Origin of the sequence: Bacillus cereus group sp. BfR-BA-01382, assembly GCF_022663475.1 — a bacterium.
GTDB classification, from domain to species: domain Bacteria; phylum Bacillota; class Bacilli; order Bacillales; family Bacillaceae_G; genus Bacillus_A; species Bacillus_A thuringiensis_S.
Genome location: NZ_JAKUFQ010000042.1, coordinates 1 through 17917 on the forward strand (window position 1 = coordinate 1; position 17917 = coordinate 17917).

Here is a 17917-nt window from a genome sequence, read left to right on the forward strand (position 1 = left end):
TCTTCTTGTTTCTTCATTTCTGCTGCCGCTTTTAAAGTTTCTTCTTTCTTATTATGCTCAACAATTTTTGTATACATGAAATATACAAGTGATAATAGTAAGACGAGAATGATTGTCCTTTTTATGTATACAATCGGCCGATGTGCTTTCCCATTCGCATTATTTTTTTCCTGATCCATAATTGCTTTTTTCCCCTTACTCACCAATAATTTAATTCCTCTACTAAAGATTTATTTTAGTAGATTATGGATAATCCATTCTATATCATCCCTACTTTATCACGCACTGCAGATATTACCAACCCATATGTACAAAAAAGAAAAAGAAAATTTACAAAAGTAAGATTCCCTTTAAATTAAAAAAAAAAAAAAGAGGATATCCTGTAAAAAATTGATGTTATCAATCTTTTTGGACATCCTCTTATCTCATTATTTATACGTGTTTTTTCATATCATCGGCAACAGATTCAACATTTGTACCTACGATAACTTGTACACTTGTGTCACTTAATTTCATAACGCCTTTTGCACCGGCACGTTTTAATGCTGCTTCGTTTACTTGACTAGCATCTTTTACTTGTAAGCGTAGACGTGTTGCACAGTTATCAATAACTGTTAAGTTTTCTTTTCCACCTAGAGCTGCTACGTAAGTTTCACCAATTGAACCTGCAACTGGTGCATCCACATCTTCAACTAACTCATCGTCATCTTCACGACCTGGAGTTTTTAAGTTGAACTTCTTAATTAAGAAGTAGAATACTGCAAAGTAAATTGCTGCATAAATTAAACCGATACCTGCTAATAATACAGGTTTTGTTGCAATACCAAAGTTAATAACATAATCAATAGCACCTGCGCTAAATGTGAAACCATCACGAATGCCAAGTGATGTTGTTATGAATAAAGAAAGACCTGTTAATACTGCATGCACACCATATAATACTGGTGATAAGAACATGAATGAGAATTCGATTGGCTCTGTAATACCAGTTAAGAATGAAGTTAATGCTAAACCAGCTAACATACCAGTAACTGCTTTGCGTTTTTCTGGTTTAGCAGCCGCAATCATTGCGAAACACGCTGCTGGTAAACCAAACATCATAACTGGGAAGAAACCAGTCATAAACATACCTGCTGATGGATCTTTTGCAAAGAAACGAGCAATATCACCATGAACAAGATCACCAGCTGCATTTGTAAAGTCACCAAGTACAAACCAGAAATAAGTGTTCATTACGTGATGTAAACCGATTGGAATTAATAAACGGTTTAATAATCCGAATAACCCTGCACCGATTGAACCTAGGTTTACAATACCGTGTGACACTGCATCAATACCAGTTTGGATTGTTGGCCAAATTTGACCAAATAATAATCCTAAAAGAAGCATTACAATAGACGTAATGATCGGTACGAAACGTTTTCCAGCGAAGAATCCTAACCATTCTGGTAGTTTAATCTTATGGAATTTGTTGTATAGTAATCCAGCGATAACCCCGGCAATAATACCACCGAGTATAGCCATATTTATTTTTGGTGTCAAAGCTGCTGCTTTAGAAACTTTATTCATCGTATCTGCTAATTTAGTTGGATCTACTGAACCGACTAAATCTTGAACACTTTTTAATTTATCATTTAATTCTGCTGTTGAGTAAGTAACACTTAAAGCATTAGTTGTATTCTTCATAACTAAATAACCAATTGCACCTGCAAGACCAGCTGCACCACTACCGTCAACAGATAAGCCGATTGCAACACCAATTGCAAAAATAAGTGCTAAATTATCAAAAATTGCTGCACCGGCCTGTGCCATAACAGGAATGTTTAATACGTCTTCTTGTCCTAGACGAAGCAATAATCCTGCTGCTGGTAGTACTGCGATCGGAAGCATTAAAGCTTTACCAATACGTTGTAAAAACTGCAACATTTTAATTCCCCCTAATTCAATTTATGAAATCGTTATCATTATAAGTACGCCTTAGAAAACGCTTTCTATTTACATAACCATAATAACATATAGTTGTATAGATGTGTAGTTTTTATTTTTGGATTTTTTATGGATAAATCTCCTATTTCCAAACTGTTATATAAAAGGGAAATTCTCCTTTTTTAATACAGAGGACGCGAAACGAACGACCTACTATAGAACATGTAACTTTCGTTTTATCATTCCACTTTTTCATGTTATTATTTATTTCCGAGCATATCGGGAAAAGTAAACTTAGTTAATTCGAAATAGGAGCGTTGGTACTATGCAGTGCATTGAAACAAACAACTTACAACAGTTGTTAGAACAAGTAAAACCATATACAAAAAAAGGAAAACTTGCTACTTATATCCCCGAACTAGGAAATGCAAATCCAGACGATTTAGGGATTGCCATTTTCCATAAAGAATCAGAATATATCCATGCAGGCAACTCACAAACACTATTTACTCTTCAAAGTATTTCCAAAGTAATTACACTTGCCCTTGCCCTTTTAGACCGTGGCGAAGAATATGTATTTTCTAAAGTTGGAATGGAACCAACGGGTGACCCATTTAATTCTATTATTAAGTTAGAAACGACAAGTCCGTCCAAACCCCTTAATCCAATGATTAATGCAGGAGCATTAGCTATTACAAGCATGTTAGCAGGAAAAGATAACGAGGAAAAAACGGAGCGTATCCTTCATTTTGTACGTGAAATAACAGATAATCCTACTATTAATTATTCTTCTAAAGTTGCCAATTCAGAATTAGAGACAGCTTACTTAAATCGTTCACTTTGTTACTATATGAAACAAAACGGAATTATCGATTGTGACATCGAAGAACTTATGGATTTATACACTCGTCAATGTGCAGTTGAAGTAAACTGTATTGATTTAGCACGTATTGGCTTAATTTTTGCAATGGATGGATATGATCCATATAAAAAGAAACAGATTATCCCTAAACATATTACAAAAATTTGCAAAACATTTATGGTCACATGTGGTATGTATAACGAATCTGGTGAATTTGCAATCCGTGTTGGTATCCCTGCAAAAAGTGGTGTAGCCGGTGGCATTTTCGGCTGCGTAAAAGGTGAAATGGGAATCGGTATTTTCGGGCCAGCTTTAGATGCAAACGGAAATAGTATCGCTGGTTTTAAAATTCTTGAACTTCTTTCTGCTCAAGAAGGCTGGAGTATTTTTTAATGGAAAGTTATCCTGCTAGTATAGCGGGATTTTTTTATTTGATCTGTTATCAATATCCATACAAAAACGGTATTGAAAGTTTCTCTTTATTATGCATATTTGCTCCCCCCTCCCGAATAATATAGTACAACCTAGCGCTATATGTGGAGGTGTGAAAGATGAAACTAATATTTCAAATGGGAAAACAACCTGTTCTTGAAAAAACAATTCTTCTTTTTATATTGAGTATTGTAGAAAGCTTAAAGCTAAAAGTTGTTTCACTCGACGAAGCTCACCGATACATATTCAATTTAGAAGTACTTGAACTATTAATGGACCGGAACATCGATGATCAAGTACTTGAACTTATTCATTTCGGAATGGGACTTGAAGACATTCACCATGTGCTTCCTGAAGAACTTGAGCATACAATCGAAGAATTAAAGTGGCTTTGCATTCAAGTATTAAGTGAGTACAGTATGCATGAAGAATCCGAACAATTAATTGAAGATATACGGTAAAAAAAGCACCTATGTAGGTGCTTTTAATGTTTTTTTAAACTATTTTTATACGCCTCAATATTTACTGGTAGCTCTTCCTCTTCCAAAGTATGTTCATTTACATCTTTATGAATGAACGCACCTTTAGGTGGTTGATGATCATGCCCTTTTTTCTTATGATCAAATGCTTTCCCGCGTCCCATACAAATCCCCCTTTCTTAAAAGAAATCCGTATTAGTATGGAGAAAAGTACGTCGATATATGCAATCCCTTGCTGTATTTCCAAGGAAATACTCGAACCTTGTTTTCTACTCTCCTTACAACAACTGATCAATCCCAATAAGAATTAATAACACTCCTGCAATAACCGTCGCCCATTTCCCTAAGTATTCTGCTAAATATCGTTTTCCTACATACCCAAAACCACTTATGCAAATAAAACTAAACACCCCAGAAATAGTCGCTGTAAGCCAAAGGTTTAAATTTGTTACTCCAGCATCGAACCCACCTGCGATATTATTAATAGACAATGCAACCCCTAAAACAAGTGCTTCAGAAAAACTAATTGTTTTAGATCCATCGAAATCTGCTTTTTCTGGATCACGTAAAATTCCCATAAGTACATTATCATCTTTAGAACCTGCTGTATTTTTTTGACTCAAGAAAGGCTGGCATAAAATAAACACCCCGATTATCCCTAAAACGATTGCTCCAATCAAGTTTGCTGTAAACTCTGAAATAAATAACGCAATCCAGTTCCCAAAAAATCCCGCTAATAAAGTAAATAAAAATCCAAAGAATGCGATGATAAAATTGTTAAACCACGAAATACGAATTTTACGAATGCCATACGCAATTCCAACACCTGCATTATCTAAATTAGAAGCGATCCCGATTAAAAAAATTGAAAATAAGCTTGCCGTACTCATAAATAGTCACCCCTTTTTCTCACTTTTCAATGCATATTATGAAAATGTTGAGCAACTGTGCCTGTCTGTTTCATATACTTGTAATAAATGCTCAACATTTTTTCAACACTAAAAAAGGAGTGCCTACACTATGGCTAATGAAAACCCGAATGATCGGCTTGGTAAATTAATAAAAAAACTTTTAAAAGAACGCGCCCTATCTATGCGCCAACTAGGAATACTTACAAATATTGATCCTGCAACGGTCTCAAGAATTATTAATGGCAAACAACCGCCGAAACAAAAACATCTACAAAAATTTGCAGAATGTCTTCAAGTTCCACCCCAATTGTTATTTGATGAAATGTACCCTGATTCTCCTCACATAAATAAAGAAAAAACGGATATGTACACATCTCTTGATACCATTCAGCAAACTTTACAATCCTCTAACTTATTCGATTTCGATTACACTACAACTCGCGTAAAACAAGAACTCGAAAATTACGAACGCTATGCCCAGACAACAGAAGGCGAAAATCGTATTCGTGACAGTTTCGCAAGCAAATTAGAGCAAATTGATAGTGCTGGTCCTTTTATTGAACAATTAACAGATATGTATCAACAATTTTGCAATGAAACCATTTCAAAAGAAGAACGTGCAGTTCTTGGGAGCGCATTACTTTATTTCATTTTATCGACAGATATTATTCCCGACTATCTCTTTCCAATTGGCTATTTAGATGATGCGATTGCCGTTGAATTAGCAAAAGAGAAATTACTTGAAATGAAACGAAAGACATAGCAAAATAAAGAACTATTTCAGTTGTTTCTATTTAACTCTGAAATAGTTCACTAAAAAATAGTACAAGTATACATACCTGTACTATTTCAACATACTAATCTATTTTTTCATATGACACCATTCATATATAAATGCTGTTATTACTTTTGTAAATTCAATTAACTGCTCTACTTCTACTTTCTCATTTATTGAATGAGCTTCCTCTAATGTGCCTGGTCCGTAACTAACAGCCGGAATATGAAATTCACTAAACCAACCACCATCCGTTACCGTTGCAGACATATCTAAAATTGCGTTTTTAGAAAGAATTGATTCATGTACTGAGCTAAGCGTTTTTACAGCTGTATGTTCACTATCTATTTCTAAAGAAGGAAAAATTTCACCACGATCTACAATCATTGATTCTCCGCCCCACTTAAATTGTGGCGGATTTTCACTTAACCATGGATCGGCAGCTGCCACCTTTCCAATATACTCTTCAATTTCGTTTATTATTTGTTCATGTGTTTCATTCGGATAGAAGTGCACTGTTATCCACAATCGGCACTCATCCGCAATGAACGCCGCATGCCTTCCTCCCTCAATAACAGCTGGATTAATTGTTGTTGTTCCAGATGGATAGCCTTCATATGTTTTCATGACTGCCCAGTGGCGCTCTAATTCTTGTAAGCTTTGCACAATTTTCATCATTTTTTCAATCGCACTCGCTCCAAATAAACGTCCTCCAGCATGGATCATTTGTCTACGCGTTGCATCATGAAACGTTTGCGGACTTTTCACTGTAATCCATCCAGTAATGACACCGCCTTGCCCTTGCATATGTAAATCACTCGTATCCACTACGACTGCAAAATCAGCATCGTAACCCCTTTTGCAGCATTGAAGTGTACCTGCTTCTCCAACTTCTTCTCCAATTACTGATTGAAAAGTTAAATCTCCAGGTAATTCAATACCAGCTTCTTGTAAAAGTTGAATGGCAAATAGCGCTCCAGCCAACCCACCTTTCATATCTGCTGCGCCACGTCCAACTAACCAGCCATCTTTTATAAATGGATTAAATGGATTTGTTTCCCACGCCTCATCTGCTGAAACTTCAGCTACATCCATATGCCCATTAATAATAAGACTTTTATATGAGTCACTTTTTATTCCTTTTTTTACTCCAACAACGTTCGGATCATTCCGATATACATCCCATTTATCAATACTAAAATTTCGTTTTCTTAAAAACTCTGCAATAAATTCTTGCGCTTCATTTGTATTTCTCGCTGGTGGTGCTGGTGTTTCAAAACGAATTAAAGTTTTTGTAAGTTCTAGTAATTCCTCTTTCCTTGAATCTATTTGTTTTAACAACTGCGAAACTTCTGGATTCATCGCTAATTCCCCTTTGCATACATAGTATGTTTCCAGCTTTATTTTCACAAAAAAAGAGACTGTTTACAATTTTACAGTCTCCTAATTAATCACTATTATAAATTCTCTACTTCCGTTGTATTTGTCTTTTCAATATGCTCCACATTACTTCCCTTATTTCTTGTAGCACGATAAAACAGTAAACAAACAATCATAAATGGAATACCACAATACAATGCCATTCTTTGTTCTGGAATAAAGGCCATGCCAACGATTACTGTTAAATTTAATACTAACGCAAGAAGTGGTACAAATGGATACAATGGTGTTTTAAATTTCAAGTCCTTAACATCCCCGCCCCGCTTCATGTATGACCTTCTAGCTAATAAATTTGATAAAGCAATAGATGCCCAAACTAGTATCGCTCCGAACCCAGCGATAGAAAGCAGCCATAAATAAACTGTATCTTCCGCATAAATACCTGATAGTAGTGAGAGACACCCTACAATTGTGCTTACGATTAATGCATAAATAGGAACACCGTTTTTAGATAACTTGCCAAAAATTGGACTAATCATTCCTTGATTAGACATAGACCATAGCATACGCGAAGTTGCATATAATCCTGAATTCGCAACGGATAGTACTGCTGTAATAATAACGAAATTTATAATATCTGCTGCATAAGGAATACCAATTTTATCAAATACAACTACGAATGGACTTTCTATTACTCCTGCTTGCTGCCAAGGGAATAGTCCAGCAAGAATAAAAATAGATAGTACAAAGAAAACAAGTATACGCCAAACTGTATTGTTAATTGCCTTCGGGATCGTTTTCTCTGGATTTTCACTCTCACCTGCTGCAATACCAACTAATTCTGTTCCTTGGAAAGAAAAATTAACTGCAATCATTGTAATTAAAATGGCTGATAATCCATTTGGAAACAATCCACCATAATCAGTAAAGCTAGAGAACATTGGCGCTGGTTCATTTCCTTTCATATCTAGAAAACCAAACATTGCTGCCCCGCCCAAAATAATAAATGCAATAATTGTAATTACTTTAATACTTGCAAACCAAAATTCCACTTCCGCAAAACTTCTTGAAGATAACGCATTAATAGCAAAGAGCAGTACTGCGAACACTACACACCAAATCCATGACGGTACATCGGGAAACCAGCGTTTCATCAAAATACTAACTGCAATTAATTCAATGCCTATCGTAGCAGACCAGTTTAACCACGACATCCATCCCACTACATAACCCGCTGCAGGGGAAATGTGCTTTGTCGCATACGTTTGATAAGACCCTGCGTCAGGCATCGCAACAGCTAATTCTCCTAAACAGAGCATCGTTAAATACATTACAAATCCACCGACAAGATACGCTACAATTGCTCCTCCAGGTCCAGCTTCATGAATCGTATAACCTGACCCTAAAAAAAGTCCTGTACCAATAACTCCACCGAGTGCAATCATAAATATGTGCCTGCTTTTCAATTCTCTTTTTAATCCTTGGTTTTGATCCATCATATAAATCCCCCTTTTCACTTTGCCAACCCATTTAATGTAAGCGTTTTTAAAATTATTCACCGTAAAAATAATGAGTTAAAAGAGCAAAATTACACGTCACTTACATTAATCACTGCCTGTTACTAAAAGGTCATCCCTTACTGTTATTAATAACTTTTGATCAGCAATAGCTTGTCCTTCTACTACTTCTAATGATTCAATATAACCACTGATCCCTATCTTAATTTCTACTTTCTGTTTATCTATTGTTTCAATTAACGCTAATTTCTCCCACTCGTATACGTAAGAACTTTCCGTAACAAATAACTTCTCTACTTTTCCATAACAAGGACTATACACACCTTCTATAACTGTCTTCACTTTATAAATTCCCCCTCTTATTAATTGACACCGCAACGTTGTATATCCTATAAAAATTCATATTCTCCCCTCTAGAGATTTCGAATATTATTTATGCAAAATACGTACCAAGTCTCTGATTCATATATTAAATGAGAGTTTCACACAAAAAAGCGTGCACAACCGCAAAATTTTTCTATCATTTGAGAAGTTTTAAAAGGAAAATAGCAAAAAAATTTTGCGGTTTTATAAGAATTTTAATAAAATTATAAAAAGTCAGTCTTCATAGGGTGAAATGAGGAGAAGATAATCTATGCGTACAGAAGACATTAATTTTAAACAGATCATTGAAATGAATATGCTATATGAAACTTTACTCAATGAACTCGATATCGGGATTCATATTATTAATGAGGAAAGTAAAACGATTGTCTATAACCGCAAAATGATGGAAATTGAATCAATGGATCGCTTAGATGTGCTATATAAAAGTCCTTTAGAGGTATTTGCATTTGAAGAAAATAAAAATAGTACTCTTATAGAGGCATTAAAATTTGGAAAAACAAAGAAAAATATAAAACAAACGTATTTTAACAATAAAGGACAAGAAATTACAACGATTAACGATACTTTCCCTATAATAGAAAATGGAAAAATTAAAGGTGCCATTGAAATATCAAAAGAGATCAGTCACTTAAAGCAAACAATAAGAATAGGCCCTTCTCGAAAACAAAGCACTAAATTTACCTTTGATCACATAATTGGTGATTCTGAAGCAATTCAATCCATTATTACAGAAGGAAAAAGAGTAATTCGTACATCTTCCTCCATACTTCTCGTAGGAGAAACAGGTACTGGTAAGGAACTATTTGCACAAAGCATCCATAATGAAAGTCAGCGTTCAACAAAACCTTTTATTTCACAAAACTGTGCCGCTATACCTGATACCTTAATGGAAAGCCTATTATTTGGTACAAATCGAGGTGCCTTTACAGGAGCAATAGATAAACCAGGTTTATTCGAAGAATCAAACGGAGGAACTTTGTTATTAGATGAAATCAATTCATTAAGCCCAATTCTTCAAGCTAAGTTGCTACGGGCTATACAAGAAAAAACAATAAGAAGAATCGGAGGTACACACGAAAAAGAAATTGATGTTCGTATTATAGCAACTATTAATGAAGATCCCTTCGAAGCCATCGCACATGATCGATTAAGAGAAGACTTATATTACCGATTAAGCGTCGTTACTTTATGTCTTCCGCCTTTACGGGAAAGAAAAGAAGATATTCCAGCTCTTGTTCAGCACTTTATTAAAAAATATAATACTCAATTCGTGCTCAACGTAACCGATGTAGATGTAAATGTAAGTGAATTTTTCTATGCATACGATTGGCCTGGAAACGTACGGGAATTGGAACATATAATTGAAGGTTCCATGAACTTGATAGAAGATGAAACCATCATTACAGCTTTTCATCTTCCTACTCGCTTTCGCGAACAAATAAAAAAAGAATTCAACATGCAGCATACACTAACTAATCACAATACTGATGCACCTAAAACTTTAAAACACACAATAGAAAAAATGGAAAAAAACTACATCAATCAAATTCTTAAAGAGAATCACGGTAACATCTCACAAGCTGCAAAATTTTTAGGATTAAGTAGACAAAATTTACAATATCGAATTAAAAAACTGCATTTACACATATGAAATGAACATTTCTCCAAATGCAAAAAATAATTTGGTAAAATATGTTATAATGAACATATAACATGCTAGAAAGGGGCTATATATATGAGTAATGATAAAAAATTAAAGTTATTACAATACTTATACTTTTTCCCTGCCATGCTCTGTATGATGTTATTCATTAATTCCGATGTAAGCAGCTCTCCTTATGCAAAGCTATTAGGAACAATTTCGGGCTCCTTTGCAGCTATTATGCTTGCTGCTTTTTGGAATTTGAAGCTACATATAAAAAACGAGAAATCTTCGTAATACTAAAAAAATCGAGCTACTTAGCCCGATTTTTTTATTTGCCATTAAAACTCAACATTCTCTAAATACAACCCACTTGCCTCAGCAAGACAATTAATTTGATTGCGCTGCTTTTCTTCTAAAATGTTTGGAATTGCTTCAGCATCTAATTGTCCTAATCCAACTTCAATTAATGCCCCAACAATTTTTCTTACCATGTTATGAAGGAATCCGTTCCCACTTACTCTAATTTGTACAAATCCTGCCTCTTCCATCACATCAAGTGTATATACTTCTCGAACCATAGATTTTTTCTTTGATTTCGCATTTGAAAAAGCAGTAAAGTCATGTGAACCAACTAAATGTTTTGCAGCTGCTTTCATGCTTTTCACATTTAATTTTTTATTCACATGCATGCTGTATTTACGCATAAATGGATTTGTATGCTCTTCATTCCAAATTTTATACAGATATGTTTTTGCTTTAGAATTGTAACGAGCATGGAAACGATCATGTACTTCTTCCACATTCGTAATGCTAATATCATTAGGTAAATATTGATTTAAATATTTTTTCACTTTATGTTCCACTAACTTCTCATCACTTTGAAAGTTAGCAACTTGATTCAAAGCATGTACACCAGCGTCTGTTCTACTACAACCGATAATTTCAATTTCTTTTCCGATCATTTCAGATATGACACTTTCGATTTTTCCTTGAATCGTATTATCGTTATTACCAAGACGTTGCCATCCTTTAAAACGTGCACCATCGTACTGAATCGTTAATTTATAATTATTCATCGTATTCTCCTTGTCTTAATGGGCTAAAAATATAATCCCTCATACAGCTTTTCCATATGAGGGAACTATAACATATTGTTACTTCATTCTAAAAGGAATAAAGTAATCTATTTACTAATTACGATTCGTTCGAATCCAGGAATCTCCTAAGTATGTTCTAATTTTTAACCAACCAAATGATGTTGTAGATTCTTCAACTACAAATACAGTTTGTGGTGCAAAAGTACCGATTGCTCTACCGAAAGGTTGATCAAATGCCGTAAATACATTTGGGACATGGTAATAAGATCCTTGTGGTGCAATCCATTTTTCTCCAACCTCAACCTTAATTTTCTTCCAACCATTTTCTCCTTGTTGAAGTACTCTTACAGATTGGGCTGAGAATTTCACACCGTGATGCATGTACTTAGGTTCATTGTATGCATAAAAATCACGATTAATATGTTCCACGTGTGGATAACGAACAATCCACTTTGGCCCTAAATACGTGTTAATTAAAGACCAACCGTTTTCTTTTGTCTGCAAAATATTAACCGTTTGTGGAGCGAACCAAGCATCTGGATTTTTAGCTTCAGGGCTACTGTATGCTGCAAAATTCTGCTTCATTATTTGTGGCATTCCATTTACACTTGTCCACTTCTGCCCCAAATATGTATCAATCAAAATTTCACCTCTTAGTGTACCATCACGTGCAATAACAGTTTGAGGACCAAATACGTACTTCGCACTGTCCATATTAATCCAATCAAAAGCTTCAAAAGTTCGATTAATTTCTACTTTAGCGCCCTCTGGTGCGATAAATCCACCACTTATCTTCCACCATCCACTAGGATGTTGATTTGTAACATAAACCCTTTCTCCTGGCTGCAGTTCTTTTTTCACAGGCGAATTAAAACTACGACTTTCATATACTTTTAATGTTTTTGTTGTTTCATATGATTCCGCATGTGCAGAAGTTGCAAATAAAGAAACCATCCCAAAAACAAACAATGCCAACCATTTTTTCATAAATCTTCTCCCTTTCAGCTTATTTTCTATAGCAAAATTGCTATGTTACATCCATATTGTAATTTATTAATACAAAGTGGTCTATACAATCTGAATACTGTATATTTTTACAAATTCTTTTCAAATGCAGAAAATAATTTCATATACTTCATACAGAAAGTATGTATATTGATTACGTAACGTGATTTAGCTGCCAGCATAACAAAAAATGTTGATGTAGTTAACTACATCAACATTTTTAATCCTTCTTATTTCAACTTTAATCTAACTACATTTTCTACATGCGCAGTATGCGGGAACATATCAACTGGTTGCACATACTCCACTTCATAACTCTTCATTAATGCTTGTACATCACGTGCTAATGAAGAAGGATTACAAGACACGTACACAACTTGTTTCGGTTTCACCTTTAAAATCGTTTCCAGTAATTTATCATCGCAACCTGTACGTGGTGGATCGACAACAATTACATCTGGACGCCATCCTTCTTTTACCCATTTCGGTAACCATTGTTCAGCTTTACCTGCTTCATATTTCGTATTTGTAAATCCGTGACGCTTCGCATTTTTTCTTGCATCTGCAATCGCTTCTGGAATTACATCCATACCACGTACTTCCGCTGCATCGTTCGCAAGCCAAAGTCCGATTGTACCAACACCACAATACGCATCTACAATTTTCTCATCGCCTGTTAACGCAGCTGCTTTTTTCGCTTCATCATATAAAACAATTGTTTGTTCTGGATTCAACTGGAAGAATGCACGTGCTGATAATTCAAATGATAAATCGCCAAGTGTTTCTTGAATTACTTCTTTTCCAGCTAATTTAAATGTTTTATCTCCAAAAATAACAGATGTTTTACGCCAGTTTACATTTTGCATAATTGATTTAACCGCTGGCATCTGTTTTTGTACTTCTGCAACAAATTGTTCTTTATTTGGTAATTCTTCTTTTGTTGTAATAAGTGTAACTTGTACTTCCCCTGTTTGAACTGCAGTACGTGTTACAATTGTGCGTACTAAACCTTTTTGTTTTTTCTCATTGTAAATAGAAACATTTAATTTTTCTAAAATACGTCTTACAACTTTTGTCGCTTCATTCGTTGCTTTATGTTGAATCATACAGTGAGCAATATCAATTAACTGATGTGAGTTTTGTTTATATAGCCCTGTAATAACCTTTTCGTCTTTACGCCCCACTTGTAATTGACTCTTATTACGGTAATGCCATGGATTTTCCATGCCAAGCGTTGGACGAATTTTCTCTTCCATACTGTTTTTCATGTACTTCTCAAATGCTTGTACAACGATATCACGCTTTTGATTCAATTGTTCTTTATAATCTAAATGTTGCAGCTGACAACCGCCACACTCCTCATATACTGGACACGGTGCTTTCACACGATGCGGTGAAGCTTTACGAACTTTTTTCACTTTCGCTTCAGCGAAGCCACGCTGAATTTTCGTTGTTTCTGCAACAACTTCTTCTCCTGGTAATGCCCCTGGAATGAAAACAACTTGTCTCTTAAAATAACCAACGCCTTCTCCGTTAATCCCAAGACGTTTAATTGTCACAGGAAACGTTTGACCAACTTCCAACTTACTCTCATGTTGCTTTTGTATCATTATTACACCTCTACTCTATACTTTTCCATAAATATAACGCTGCATAACTGCAGTATGGTTCACACTCTTGTTTCACTTTTTCTAAAAATGCATCATCAGGTTTATCATCTAATTGAAATATACCTTGCACTGCACGCTGAATCCCAATGTCCGCTTTCGGAAACATATTTTTCCGTCCAATCCCAAACATTAAAAAGTTTTGCACTGTCCATGCACCAATTCCCCTAATTGGCAACAATTGTGCTGAAACTTCTTCTTCCGTCCCAGTTTCTATACTCGCTAAATTTAATGTACCACTGACAATACTTCGACCTAATCCTACTATATATTCAGCCTTTCGCTGACTAAACTTCTGCTCTCTCAATTCTTCTATTGAAATATTTGCTACTATTTCCGGAGTGGGGAAAAAGAATACACCGTTCTTCTCTGTTCCATACCGTTTCACAAATTGTTCTGTTAACACAGTAGCAAATTTCAAATTTATTTGTTGGTGAATGATACAGCGAAGAAGACAAGCAAAATAATCAAATTCTAAAATAATTGGAGTATAAGCATATGTTTCAAATAGTGGACGTAATGATGTGTTTAAAAAATGATTTTGTATATCTTGAAACGGTTCATTCCAATGAAAAATGGCCCTCATTCGTTTCATGACTTTCTCCGGATCTCCTGTCTGACTAGAAATCCAAAACTGTGGATTTTGAACAGTACCAATCCCTTGTAAGCGAACAACAACCTGTTCCTCTTCTATGCAAAGCGGGATATAAATGACTTTCTCATCTAATTGAATGACGTTAAGAGGATCAAAAGATAAACGTTTTAATACTTCTTCAAAATGATACGGATACTCTAACGTAACATGTTCGCTCCACATACGTTTCCCCATCCTTTTTACACATCATTATAGCATGAGAAAACCGTAAGCATACATGCTTACGGTTGATTGCTTTTTACTAAGTCATCTAGACTTTTAAAATGATACCCTTTCTCGCGCAAATCATCAATGATTTTCGCAAGTGCTTCTGCATTATCTTTTGATATTGCATGAAGTAATAAAATAGATCCTGGGTGAATCATCGTCATAACATTATTATGCGCATATTGCCATCCTCTTTGCTGATCCACTTTCCAATCCAAAAATGCAAGTGACCAAAATACATTATAGTAGCCCATTTCTTTCGTAAGAGCTAACGTTCTTTCACTAAATACGCCGCGCGGAGGACGTACATATTTCACTTCTTTTTGCCCAGTTACTTTTTTAATTTCTTCCGTTACACTCGTTAATTCTTCACGAAGCTTCTCATCATTTACCGCTGTAAAATCAGGATGACTCCAAGAATGATTTCCAATAATGTGTCCTTCATCCTTCATTCTTAACAATAAATCTTTTTGTGTTTTAATGTAATGCCCCGTTACAAAGAAAGTTGCTGGTACTTTTTTCTCTTTTAATACATCTAAAATTTTCCCTGTGTATCCATTCTCATATCCATTATCAAATGTTAAATAAATATCTTTTTTCTTCGTATCTCCTAAATAAAACCCGCCATTTTTTTGCAGTAAATCCGTATATAACTTTCCTGCATCTGGTACTGTTTCATTTTTAGGACGCGGGATTCCCCAGTTATGTGGAGTATTTGTATAAGCCAATGTTGAAACTGGAACAAGTGCCATCATAATTGAAAAAATGAGACCGATATATAACCATTTATATTTCATAAATAGTCTCCTTTCCATATATAATCGTACCTGTAGTTTCTGTTTCCTTACTTACTTTCATGCTGTGCATGTTTTTCTATATATACCAAAAAATGCATCTCGAAAGATTCGAGATGCATTTTTGTTTATTTAAATACCGGCTCTTTAAAGCTCGCTAATTTTTCAAGTGATGTTTTATCAACATCTGCATGTAAACTATTACCATGAGAGTCCATCGTTACAACTGCTTTAAAACCTTCAATGCGTAAATGCCACATTGCTTCTGGAATACCAAATTGTAAGAAATCAACATCTTCCACTTCTTTAATACATTCAGCATAATATTGCGCGGCACCGCCGATTGCGTTTAAGTACACGCCACCGTGTTCTTCTAAAGCCGCTAATGTTTTCGCACCCATACCGCCTTTTCCAATAACAGCGCGAATACCAAATTTCTTCATAATATCGCCTTGGTACGGTTCTTCACGAATACTTGTCGTTGGACCTGCCGCTTTAATTTGCCAATTGTCATTGTCATCTTTCACAACAACTGGACCACAGTGGTAAATAATTTGTCCGTTTAAATCTACTGGACAATCATTATCCATTAAATGCTTATGGATTGCGTCACGACCTGTATACATCATGCCATTAATTGTTACAACATCACCAACGCGAAGTCCACGAATTTGCTCTTCTGTAATTGGTGCTTGTAATACAATCTCACGTTGCTCTGTTTTTTCTTGTGCTTCATGCTGAAGTGTATCTTCACCTTCTTGATATAACCAATCCATAATTTCACCTGTTTCAGGATGGATTGTTACACCTAGGCGGCGATATGCCCAGCAATTATACGCCACAGATACGTAGAAGCTAGCTGGCAGGCGGTTATACACGCCAATTTTACAGCCCAGTAAAGTTGTTTCTCCACCAAATCCCATCGTACCAATGCCAAGCTTATTCGCATTTTCTAATACGTACTCTTCAAGTTGTTGTAACTCTGGTACTGGATTGACATCATCTAATGTACGGAATAATTGATTTTTTGCTAATTCATAACCTGATGTGCGGTCTCCCCCGATACCAACACCAATTACACCAGCACTACATCCTTGACCTTGTGCTTGGTATACTGCATGAAGAAGGCATTTACGAATTCCTTCTAAATCACGGCCAGCTCGTCCAAGTCCTTCTAGTTCACACGGTAAGCTATATTGAATATTTTTATTCTCACAGCCACCACCTTTTAGGATTAAACGTGCATCAATATAATCTTTTTCCCATTGTTCAAACTTAATAACCGGTGTACCTGGTCCTAAATTATTTCCACTATTGTCTCCAAAAAGAGAGTCAACAGAATTTGGACGAAGTTTACCATCTTTTGTCGCCCGCTCAAGCGCATTATAGATAGCTTCCTTCAACTTTAATTGATTCACACCAACTGGTGTATAAATTTTAAACGTTGGCATCCCTGTATCTTGGCAAATCGGTGAGATGTTATCATCAGCCATTTTAATATTATTTGTAATTGTGCCAAGTGCCATCGCAGAACGAGTCCCTGCATTTTCTCGCTCTTTCGCTTGTTGAATCGCACGACGAACATCTTTCGGTAAGTTCGTTGACGTTTCAACAATTAGTTGATACATGCTTTCTTGAAGCTTTTCCATTGTTACTTCCCCCTCAATTGTGAACGCTACCAAAACGTTATGAGCTGAAAATTCCATTGTTATGCTCTTTAGCTTTTTATTTGTTTCACGCTATTAAAGCATAAATGAAATTTTTCACAACTTGATTATACCTCTTTTTCTATCGTCCTTCTATTATCCGCACAGAAAAAGGCTACCAAATTGGAATTGGCAGCCTTTTTAATATATTATTCGTCTTTTTTAAATTGCTCACATTTTAATTCTAATTCATCTAACATTGCAAGAAGACGATCTACATCTTCTAATTCTACTTCTTCAGGTTCAATTGTATCAATTACTTCAATGAACATATTTAAACGCTCTTTTAAATATACTAATTGTGTATCTTTATCTTGAATTGCTTTTCCCATGAAGGCACTCTCCTTTTAATTCGAGTTGCTTTTATTATACCGCAAAAATGATTGCTATGGGCATGAAATTTCACCAATTTTGTCACAGTCATCCACTATAATGTAAGCCCTCTCTCTTTTCATGCTAAAAAGTTTCACTT

Annotated in this window: 19 protein-coding genes and 1 pseudogene; 5 read left to right on the forward strand and 15 right to left on the reverse strand. The window is 35.3% G+C overall.

Annotation, left to right across the window (positions count from 1 at the left end; all coding sequences use genetic code 11):
• The 3 genes and pseudogenes from MR160_RS17410 to MR160_RS35150 form a co-directional block, all read right to left on the reverse strand.
• A pseudogene (locus tag MR160_RS17410) lies at nt 1–206 on the reverse strand (serine hydrolase domain-containing protein); the annotation flags it as partial.
• 226 nt (nt 207–432) lie between these two features.
• Nucleotides 433–1926, reverse strand: coding sequence for an N-acetylglucosamine-specific PTS transporter subunit IIBC (nagE, locus tag MR160_RS17415; RefSeq protein ID WP_000938888.1), 1494 nt, complete (start codon nt 1924–1926; stop codon nt 433–435).
• A gap of 142 nt (nt 1927–2068) precedes the next feature.
• On the reverse strand, nt 2069–2182 hold the full coding sequence (locus MR160_RS35150; RefSeq protein WP_003276512.1) for a hypothetical protein: 114 nt from the start codon (nt 2180–2182) through the stop codon (nt 2069–2071).
• 69 nt (nt 2183–2251) lie between these two features.
• Between MR160_RS35150 and glsA the strand changes: the two genes are divergently transcribed.
• Both glsA and MR160_RS17425 read left to right on the forward strand, forming a co-directional pair.
• Nucleotides 2252–3181: a glutaminase A gene (gene glsA / locus MR160_RS17420; RefSeq protein WP_001149847.1), complete on the forward strand. Its 930-nt coding sequence runs from the start codon at nt 2252–2254 to the stop codon at nt 3179–3181.
• A 158-nt stretch (nt 3182–3339) separates the two neighbouring features.
• Complete coding sequence (locus MR160_RS17425) at nt 3340–3681, forward strand: DUF3969 family protein (RefSeq protein ID WP_000766603.1); 342 nt, start codon at nt 3340–3342, stop codon at nt 3679–3681.
• Between the two features lie 23 nt (nt 3682–3704).
• On the opposite strand, the gene MR160_RS17430 is transcribed toward MR160_RS17425, so the two are convergent.
• Nucleotides 3705–3863 carry a hypothetical protein gene (locus tag MR160_RS17430; RefSeq protein ID WP_000532409.1) on the reverse strand — a complete coding sequence of 53 codons (159 nt, stop codon included), beginning with the start codon at nt 3861–3863 and terminating at the stop codon, nt 3705–3707.
• A gap of 114 nt (nt 3864–3977) precedes the next feature.
• Nucleotides 3978–4589: a sporulation membrane protein YtaF gene (ytaF, locus tag MR160_RS17435; RefSeq protein ID WP_097826072.1), complete on the reverse strand. Its 612-nt coding sequence runs from the start codon at nt 4587–4589 to the stop codon at nt 3978–3980.
• Nucleotides 4590–4719: 130 nt separating this feature from the next.
• Between ytaF and MR160_RS17440 the strand changes: the two genes are divergently transcribed.
• Complete coding sequence (locus MR160_RS17440; RefSeq protein WP_001262777.1) at nt 4720–5373, forward strand: DUF1232 domain-containing protein; 654 nt, start codon at nt 4720–4722, stop codon at nt 5371–5373.
• Nucleotides 5374–5472: 99 nt separating this feature from the next.
• Here MR160_RS17440 and MR160_RS17445 read toward each other — a convergent pair whose 3' ends face one another.
• The 3 genes from MR160_RS17445 to MR160_RS17455 form a co-directional block, all read right to left on the reverse strand.
• Nucleotides 5473–6747: an acetylornithine deacetylase gene (locus MR160_RS17445; RefSeq protein WP_242297808.1), complete on the reverse strand. Its 1275-nt coding sequence runs from the start codon at nt 6745–6747 to the stop codon at nt 5473–5475.
• A 95-nt stretch (nt 6748–6842) separates the two neighbouring features.
• Nucleotides 6843–8264 (reverse strand): amino acid permease, encoded by a 1422-nt coding sequence (locus MR160_RS17450; protein ID WP_000969252.1) that lies wholly within the window; start codon nt 8262–8264, stop codon nt 6843–6845.
• 105 nt (nt 8265–8369) lie between these two features.
• Nucleotides 8370–8624: a biotin/lipoyl attachment domain-containing protein gene (locus MR160_RS17455; RefSeq protein ID WP_000859489.1), complete on the reverse strand. Its 255-nt coding sequence runs from the start codon at nt 8622–8624 to the stop codon at nt 8370–8372.
• 292 nt (nt 8625–8916) lie between these two features.
• Here MR160_RS17455 and MR160_RS17460 point away from each other — a divergent pair, with 292 nt between their 5' ends.
• The gene (locus MR160_RS17460) at nt 8917–10320 is read left to right on the forward strand and encodes a sigma-54 interaction domain-containing protein (protein WP_001258425.1); all 1404 of its coding nucleotides are present in this window, start codon (nt 8917–8919) and stop codon (nt 10318–10320) included.
• 84 nt (nt 10321–10404) lie between these two features.
• On the forward strand, nt 10405–10608 hold the full coding sequence (locus MR160_RS17465; RefSeq protein WP_000063865.1) for a hypothetical protein: 204 nt from the start codon (nt 10405–10407) through the stop codon (nt 10606–10608).
• A 44-nt stretch (nt 10609–10652) separates the two neighbouring features.
• Here the strand turns inward: MR160_RS17465 and truA are convergent, their stop codons facing one another.
• From truA to MR160_RS17500, 7 genes are all read right to left on the reverse strand, one after another.
• Complete coding sequence (gene truA, locus MR160_RS17470) at nt 10653–11390, reverse strand: tRNA pseudouridine(38-40) synthase TruA (RefSeq protein ID WP_001067298.1); 738 nt, start codon at nt 11388–11390, stop codon at nt 10653–10655.
• A 114-nt stretch (nt 11391–11504) separates the two neighbouring features.
• Nucleotides 11505–12398, reverse strand: a complete 894-nt coding sequence (locus tag MR160_RS17475) for a hypothetical protein (protein WP_000758929.1) — start codon at nt 12396–12398, stop codon at nt 11505–11507.
• Nucleotides 12399–12646: 248 nt separating this feature from the next.
• The gene (gene rlmD / locus MR160_RS17480; RefSeq protein WP_000615212.1) at nt 12647–14026 is read right to left on the reverse strand and encodes a 23S rRNA (uracil(1939)-C(5))-methyltransferase RlmD; all 1380 of its coding nucleotides are present in this window, start codon (nt 14024–14026) and stop codon (nt 12647–12649) included.
• A 10-nt stretch (nt 14027–14036) separates the two neighbouring features.
• On the reverse strand, nt 14037–14900 hold the full coding sequence (locus tag MR160_RS17485) for a DNA-3-methyladenine glycosylase family protein (protein WP_000269427.1): 864 nt from the start codon (nt 14898–14900) through the stop codon (nt 14037–14039).
• 59 nt (nt 14901–14959) lie between these two features.
• Complete coding sequence (pdaA, locus tag MR160_RS17490; RefSeq protein WP_000875970.1) at nt 14960–15742, reverse strand: delta-lactam-biosynthetic de-N-acetylase; 783 nt, start codon at nt 15740–15742, stop codon at nt 14960–14962.
• Nucleotides 15743–15867: 125 nt separating this feature from the next.
• Complete coding sequence (fumA, locus tag MR160_RS17495; RefSeq protein WP_000413529.1) at nt 15868–17388, reverse strand: class I fumarate hydratase; 1521 nt, start codon at nt 17386–17388, stop codon at nt 15868–15870.
• 206 nt (nt 17389–17594) lie between these two features.
• Nucleotides 17595–17777: an SE1561 family protein gene (locus tag MR160_RS17500; protein WP_000513558.1), complete on the reverse strand. Its 183-nt coding sequence runs from the start codon at nt 17775–17777 to the stop codon at nt 17595–17597.
• Nucleotides 17778–17917: the final 140 nt, after the last annotated feature.